General features: G+C 65.9%; 5 protein-coding genes and 1 pseudogene. All 6 read right to left on the reverse strand.

Annotated features, from left to right (window positions below; all coding sequences use genetic code 11):
- Positions 1-153 (reverse strand): annotated as a pseudogene (locus tag KZA10_RS18500) (histidinol dehydrogenase); the annotation flags it as partial.
- A 1-nt stretch (position 154) separates the two neighbouring features.
- A complete protein-coding gene (locus KZA10_RS04505; RefSeq protein ID WP_218682283.1) occupies positions 155-1390 on the reverse strand; it encodes a hypothetical protein in 1236 nt (411 codons plus the stop codon).
- 71 nt (positions 1391-1461) lie between these two features.
- A complete protein-coding gene (gene dnaE, locus KZA10_RS04510; protein WP_218682284.1) occupies positions 1462-4980 on the reverse strand; it encodes a DNA polymerase III subunit alpha in 3519 nt (1172 codons plus the stop codon).
- 63 nt (positions 4981-5043) lie between these two features.
- Complete coding sequence (locus KZA10_RS04515) at positions 5044-6168, reverse strand: hypothetical protein (protein WP_218682285.1); 1125 nt, start codon at positions 6166-6168, stop codon at positions 5044-5046.
- Positions 6143-6748, reverse strand: coding sequence for an RNA polymerase sigma factor (locus tag KZA10_RS04520; RefSeq protein WP_218682286.1), 606 nt, complete (start codon positions 6746-6748; stop codon positions 6143-6145). The genes KZA10_RS04515 and KZA10_RS04520 overlap by 26 nt, the downstream gene beginning before the upstream one ends.
- Positions 6749-6789: 41 nt before the next feature.
- Positions 6790-7614, reverse strand: coding sequence for a hypothetical protein (locus KZA10_RS04525; RefSeq protein ID WP_218682287.1), 825 nt, complete (start codon positions 7612-7614; stop codon positions 6790-6792).
- Positions 7615-7767: the final 153 nt, after the last annotated feature.

Below are 7767 nucleotides of genomic sequence, written 5' to 3' on the forward strand. Positions count from 1 at the left end.
CTCGCGAAGAGCGGCCTCGCCGCGGTCACGCACGTCCTCGACGATGCGTGCGGCGGTGTCGAGTGCTTCGGCACGTGCCTGGGTCGCCCGGGGTACTGCGGCGAGCATGCCTGCGGGCGAGAGCTCGCGCCCTCGCAGATCGATGGTGCGCATTTCAGCCCTTCGTGATGTCGGAGATGTCGTGGAGGTAGCCGATCCGTCCGTCGTCATGTCGGACGACGAACGCACCCCCACGGTCCTCGATCACGAGAGCCCAGGCGTTCGGACCGATACGGAAAAGCGGTTCGCCCCGCTCGTCGTGGACGTCGCGCTCAGAGGGCGCGAGGATCCAGAACGGCTGTGCCACGGCGGCGGTCTCACGCGGGTTCGTCGCCTCGAGATCGGCATCGGTCACGCCCTCGAGCAGCAGCGGCGCAGGCTCTTCCTCGACCGCGCCCGTCTCGTAGGTCGCGGCCGTCTCCAGCAGGGACTCGATGCTTCCGGTATCCGAGACGATCTCCGGCTCCTGTCCACGCGAACGGCGCGAATAGGCCGGCACATACTCCTCGTCGGTGCTCTCCTGCTCGGTGCCGATGCCGCCGCCCGAGGCGTGCGCCGTCAGCGGCACCTGTGCAGCCAGGTCGAAACGAGCGATCTCGTCGGTCGCCTGCTGACCCGATGCCTCGTCGTCGAGCGCGACGACGAGGGGGGACGCGGAGCCGTCCGCGATGACGTCGGTCGGGCTCTCGGCGTGCGCCTCGGGTGCGGCGGAGGATGCCGCCGAGGCGGATGTGTCGACGGATTCTTCGGAGCCTTCCGGGACCGGCACGGGTTCAGGACGCGGTCTCGCAATGACGGGGCGCACCGGATTCGCGTTGCGGTGGGCGAGAGTCACCAGGCGACCGTGGAAGTCTTCCTTCAATCCCGGGATGATCGGGGCGAAGACCGTGAGGACGACGAGAGCCAGGGAGGTGATGACCATGGCCACCCCGTTCCACGGGAGACTCCAGTTCCCGGTGGACACCACAGCGGAGATCGCGAGCCAGAGGCTGCCGGCCCAGACCGTCGCCGACACGGAGAAGGCGACCGAGGCGAACTGATCGATGCCGAGCGAACCGACCCGGCGGATGCCCTCGGGCGAGAATCGGCGCAGCACCAGCAGGAAGACCGCGACCGTCGGGAGCGCGACCGGGAGCACCCATTGGATGCCGACACTCCACAGCGAGAGGTCGCCGATCAGCGGGAAGAACGAGAACACGAACGACAGCAGCCAGACGCCGACGATGAGCAGCTCCCGCAGCGTGAATCCGAGGATGCCGAACTCAGGGGTGACCTCTTCGTCGTACAGGACACCGTCATCGTCGCCGAAAACCTCGTCCTCTGGTTCTGCTTCGGGGAGATCCGTGCTCATGCGTGGTCCTTTCGTCACAGGGCTCGACGGGGTGATTCGTCGTGCTGCCGACGGCTCACGATCCTACCCGCTCACCCGAGGCAGGTGGGTCCGAGCAGTGACTTGAGGTCACCGAACAGATCCGCGGACACCTTGACCGGCATGGGCACTTCGAAGACCTTCGCCGTGCCGCCACGGTGCACGCGAAGCAGTACCTCGGTGTCGCCGTTGTGTCGTCGCAGCACTTCCGCGAGCTCCATCATCACGCGCTCGGTTGCTCTCTGCTCGGCCAGGACCAATGCCAGAGGGCCGGCAGCATCGAAGGAGCCCACATCGGGTGCGAATGCGGACTGCGCATGGAGGTTGAGCCCGTCGTCGCGCCGGGACACCCGCCCGCGGACAGCGAGGATCGCGTCCTGCTGCAGCGTGTGCTGGAACTCGGTATAGGTCTTCCCCATGAACATCACGGTGACCTCGCCGTTGAAGTCCTCGACGGTGATCATGCCGTAGGGGTTTCCACTCGCCTTGGCGACACGATGCTGCACGCTGGTCACGAGGCCCGCCACCGTCACCTGGTCGCCGTCCTGCAGGTCTTCGGAGTTGTTGAGGTCATGGATCGAGATCGATGCGTGCTTCGCGAGCGGGACCTCGAGGCCCGCCAGAGGGTGGTCCGACACATAGAGGCCGAGCATCTCGCGCTCGAAGGCGAGCTTGTCCTTCTTGACCCACTCGGGACGCGCGGGGACCTTCGCCGGGGCGGCCTCGTCCATGCCGTCATAGAGACTGTCGAAGTCGAATCCGATCGCGCCCTGTGCTTCGTTGCGCTTGCGGTCGACGGCCGCCTCCACCGCATCTTCGTGCACCTCCATGAGCGCGCGACGAGAGTCGCCCATCGAGTCGAAGGCGCCGGCCTTGATCAGCGATTCGATGGTGCGCTTGTTCGACACGTGCAGCGGCACTTTGTCGAGGAAGTGATGGAACGAGGTGAAGCGCTCATCCTTGCGGGCCTGCACGATGCCTTCGACGACGTTGCTGCCGACGTTGCGCACGGCCCCCAGGCCGAAGCGGATGTCGTCGCCGACGGCGGCGAAGAAGTTGATCGAGTCGGACACATCCGGCGGGAGCACCTTGATGCCCATTCGGCGGCACTCGTTCAGGTACAGCGCCATCTTGTCCTTGGAGTCGCCGACGCTGGTGAGCAGCGCTGCCATGTACTCGGCGGGATAGTGCGTCTTGAGGTAGGCCGTCCAATACGACACGAGGCCGTATGCGGCGGAGTGCGCTTTGTTGAAGGCGTAGTCCGAGAACGGCAGCAGGATGTCCCACAGCGCCTTGATGGCCGCCTCACCGAAGCCGCGCTCCGTCATGCCGCCCGCGAAGCCCTCGTACTGCTTGTCGAGCTCGGACTTCTTCTTCTTGCCCATCGCGCGGCGCAGGATGTCTGCCTGTCCGAGGCTGAACCCGGCGACCGCCTGGGCGATCGCCATGACCTGCTCCTGGTAGATGATGAGCCCGTAGGACTCCTCCAGGATCTCGGCGAGCGGCGCTTCCAGCTCGGGGTGGATCGGGGTGATCTCCTGCACCCCGTTCTTACGCAGCGCGTAGTTCGTGTGCGAGTTGGCACCCATGGGGCCTGGTCGATACAGGGCGATGAGTGCCGAGATGTCACCGAAGTTGTCAGGCTTCATCAGGCGCATGAGAGAACGCAGTGGCGGACTGTCGAGCTGGAAGACACCCAGGGTGTCACCACGGGCGAGCAGCTGATACACGCCGGGGTCGTCGAGGCCGAGATGTTCGAGATCTAGCTCTTCGCCACGGTTCGTGCGGATGTTGTCGAGGGCATCCGAGATGATCGTGAGGTTGCGGAGCCCCAGGAAGTCCATCTTGATCAGGCCGAGAGATTCGCACGACGGGTAGTCGAACTGCGTGACGATCTGCCCGTCCTGCTCGCGTCGCATGATCGGGATGATGTCGAGCAGCGGATCCGACGACATGATCACGCCGGCGGCATGCACGCCCCACTGGCGCTTCAGACCCTCGAGCCCCAGCGCGCGGTCGAAGACCGTCTTCGCCTCGGGATCGGTATCGATCAGCGTGCGGAATTCGCTCGCCTCCTTGTACCGGGGGTGTGCCGAGTCGAACATGCCGTCGAGGGGCATGTCCTTGCCCATCACGGGCGGCGGCATCGCCTTCGTGAGCCGCTCCCCCATGCTGAACGGGAAGCCGAGCACACGACCGGCATCCTTCAACGCCTGCTTTGACTTGATCGTTCCGTACGTGACGATCTGCGCGACGCGCTCGGATCCGTACTTCTCCGTGACGTAGTCGATGACCTCGCCGCGGCGCCGGTCATCGAAGTCGACGTCGAAGTCGGGCATGGAGACACGGTCGGGGTTGAGGAAGCGCTCGAAGATGAGTCCGTGCTCGAGCGGGTCGAGGTCGGTGATCTTCATCGCGTAAGCGACCATCGAGCCGGCACCGGAGCCACGACCCGGCCCCACGCGGATGCCGTTGTCCTTCGCCCAGTTGATGAAGTCGGCGACGACGAGGAAGTACCCGGGGAAGCCCATCTGCAGGATGATGCCGGTCTCGTACTCGGCCTGCTTGCGCACCTTGTCGGGGATGCCGCCGGGATACCGGTAGTGCAGGCCCGCCTCGACCTCCTTGATGAGCCAGCTGTCCTCGGTCTCGCCGTCGGGAACCGGGAAGCGCGGCATGTAGTTGGCCGAGGTGTTGAACTCGACCTCGCAGCGCTCGGCGATCAGCAGCGTGTTGTCGCAGGCCTCGGGGTGGTCGCGGAACAGCTGGCGCATCTCGGCCGCGGTCTTGATGTAGTACCCGTCGCCGTCGAACTTGAACCGGTTCGGGTCGTCCATCGTCGAGCCCGACTGCACGCACAGCAGCGCCTCGTGCGCGTCTGCCTCGTGCTGATGCGTGTAGTGCGAGTCGTTGGTGGCGACCAACGGGATGTTGAGGTCTTTCGAGAGCCGCAGCAGATCGGTCATCACGCGCCGCTCGATCGACAGCCCGTGATCCATGATCTCGGCGAAGTAGTTCTCCTTGCCGAAGATGTCCTGGAACTCCGCCGCTGCCGCCCGCGCCGCGTCGTACTGGCCCAGCCGGAGCCTCGTCTGTACCTCACCCGACGGGCACCCCGTCGTCGCGATGATCCCCTTGCCATAAGTCTGGAGCAGTTCGCGGTCCATGCGGGGCTTGAAGTAGTAGCCCTCCATACTCGACCGGGAACTGATGCGGAAGAGGTTGTGCATGCCCTCGGTGCTCTGGCTCCACATGGTCATGTGGGTGTAGGCGCCGGAGCCCGAGACGTCGTCGCTCTTCTGGTCGGGCGAGCCCCACTGCACACGCGTCTTGTCGCTGCGGTGCGTGCCGGGGGTCATGTACGCCTCAAGCCCGATGATCGGCTTGATGCCCGCGTTGCGCGCCGCGTTGTAGAACTCGAAAGCCGCGAAGGTGTTGCCGTGATCGGTCACCGCGATGGCCGGCATCTTGTAGTCGGCGGCTGCCTGGGTCATCGCGTTGATCTTCGCCGCACCGTCGAGCATCGAGTACTCGCTGTGCACGTGCAGGTGGACGAAAGAGTCGGATGCCATGCCTTCGATTCTACGGCGGGGCCCCGACACCGGAGGTCGGTGTCAGGGCTCCCTGCCAGGTCGCTACCCCCGGGGCGCGGAGTCCACGACGGACGTGTGCACCGCCGTGATGGAGTCGACGGTGTCACCTGCGGGCCCGCCGCTTCCGTAGTCCTCCGCGATCGAGTCGATGAGCCCCTGGTCGGTGTCGATCACCATCGTCGTCGTCCGGTGACCGGGAACGACGTACCGCAGCGTCGCTGTCGAGCCATCGTCTGCCAGCACTTCGAATCCCGGGATCAGGGCGATCGCGAGGAAGAACGTCGAACGCAGGTCCGCCGGCATCAGATTGATCGCCGACGGGTCGGACAGACTCGCAACGAGCCAGCGGTCCGCGTCTTCGCCCGTCATCCCCGACTGCCCGCGGAGCCAGTCGAGCAATTCCTGTGGCTCGCGGGGCATTTCCGCGTAGAAGGGGCGGTAGCGGTCCGCCAGGTACGGCATCGGAGGTTCGTCTCCCCCGATGGCGAGGTACTCTCCGGCCGGGAGTGTCTCGATCGTGCCATGTTCGATCACCTGGGAACCGGGCCAGGAGGACCATTCTCGCGCCGCCTCCGGTCCCCGTTCCCCGAAGGACTCGACGACCTCGGAGTGACCCCAGTCGTAGAACCAGTCGCCATCCCGGTCCGCCGGGATGTACAGCACCCGAGTATCGCGCACCAGCACGGCGGCGTCGCTCCCCTCTCGAGAGGCGTTGAACGAGAGCGTGTTCTCGTCGTCGTCATCTGCCCACTCGGCCTTCCAGAACTGCAGGTGCTCACCGACGGTCTCGATCCGCAGATACTCACCCGGAACGAGAGTCGTGTCCTGCGCGTCGAAAGTCACCGCGGAGGCGCGCTCCAGCACCTCGGCCGCCGCAGCATCGGGCGTGACCGTCGGTGCGAGAACCGAACCGGCCACGATCGCGAACGCAGCCGCTACGGCCACGAGACCCCCGATACCGAGGCCGGCCCAAGCCCGCCGTCGGGCACGATGCGCGAGTTCTGACGCCACGCTCGAGCCCTCATTCGCCAGCGCCGTCGGAGCGGAACCGCCAGCCTTCCGGGACGCGTCGATACCCACCAGGAGCCTGGCACGAGCCCCGGTGATCCGCTCCTCCGTCAGGCCAGCCCCCCGGTTGACCTCACGCACGCGCTCGAAGACGTCCATCGGCTTCTCCTTCCTTCTCGTTCGCGAGTCGTTCCTGACCGCTCCCACGACTCGGATTCAATCGCGTCCGCACTCGGTTGATGCGCGATCGGACGGTCCCCACCGGGACCCCGAGGGCGATGGCGATCTCTTCATAGGTGAGATCCCCCCAGGCATACAGCAGCATGGTCTCGCGATCTTTGGCAGAGAGCGACGCGATCATCGGAGCCAGTTCGCGGGTGGAGATCTCGGCGTCGAGGCGGGCGACCGTCACGTCGAGGTCCCCGTGCGAGATGTGCCCTTCTCTCGCGGCTGCCGCCGCGCTCGATCGCAGATGCTTGGCCTCTCGGGTCCGGTGCTTCTTGATCAGACGGGACGCGATCCCGTACAGCCACGGAAGCGCCGACTCCCACGCGGTGTCGAACGACTTGCGTCGTGCGAATGCGACCAGGAACGTCTCACTGAGGATGTCCTCGCCCGCGTCGGGACCAAGACGGCGAGCGGCATAGCCGCCCACCGTCCTGGCGTGCCGATCGAACAGCTCGGCGAAGGCGCGGGATTGACCGAGCGACCGCTGAATGATCTCGCTGTCTGTGCTCACACTACGTATTGCCCCGGAGGGCGAGGAGAGTTCGAAACCCGTCACGGCAGACTGTCGACCACGCTCATCTCGAAGGTCATCCAGGAGTCGGGAACATCGCTCGGGATCGTCCCCTCGCCCACTTCGCTGGTGTCCGTGGTTTCCGTCACGAGCCCTGTCGCCATGTCGATCGTCATCGTGGACCGCCGTAGCGACCTCTCCCCGACCTCGGAGAAGGCGAGATGCGAGTCGAAGGTGACGGTGCGTCGTCCGTCATGCTCCACCCCCACCGTCGATCCCGGGAGCGTGCTCAGCGCGCGATACATCGCAGCACGCATCTCCGGGTCACCGACGTTCTGCGACAGCAGACCGATGAGCAGCCACCCGACCTTCCCCTCAGCCCAATCCTGCGTATCGGGGCCCAGGTAGTCGTCAATCCACACGACCATGGCGGCCGGATCCCGCGGCAGCGATTCGAAGAACCATAGAACGTCTTCGGCGCCGCTCTCGGGAAGATATGGAGCATCCGACGGGAACAGCGTGACCGCCGGCCCGTATGCCTGCATCCCCGCATCCTGCCCTGCACGCCCCTGCGCCTGGTCTCCGTAGACGCCGCCCGCAACCGGAGATCCCCACTCCTGGCACCACTGGGAGCGAAGGTCGGCAGGGGCATAGTCGGCGCCACTGCGACTGATCACCCATCCACTCGACGCTGTCGCACGCGAGGCACCGTAGCCGGGCATTCCTGGCACGCCGAGTTCAGGGTCGAACAGGCCCAACGTAGAGGTCGTCCACGCTCGTCGCAGATACTGTCCAGGAGCGAGCACAGGAGGAGTGAAGCCGGCAGCCGCATTCGCCGCCCCGAGCAGGACCTCAGGCCCCGTCATCGGTGTGGGGGCAGGCGACGGAACCGGGCTCGGCACGAGCACCGGCCCCGGCCGTCGGGTAGATGAAGAGGGGCCGCACGATGACCACGACGAGCAGAACCGCCCCGGAGAGCAGCAGGATCTGCCCGACCGATTCACTCCCGAGGTCGCTGA

It is taken from the genome of Microbacterium sp. BF1 (genome assembly GCF_019279095.1).
Lineage (GTDB): Bacteria > Actinomycetota > Actinomycetes > Actinomycetales > Microbacteriaceae > Microbacterium > Microbacterium maritypicum.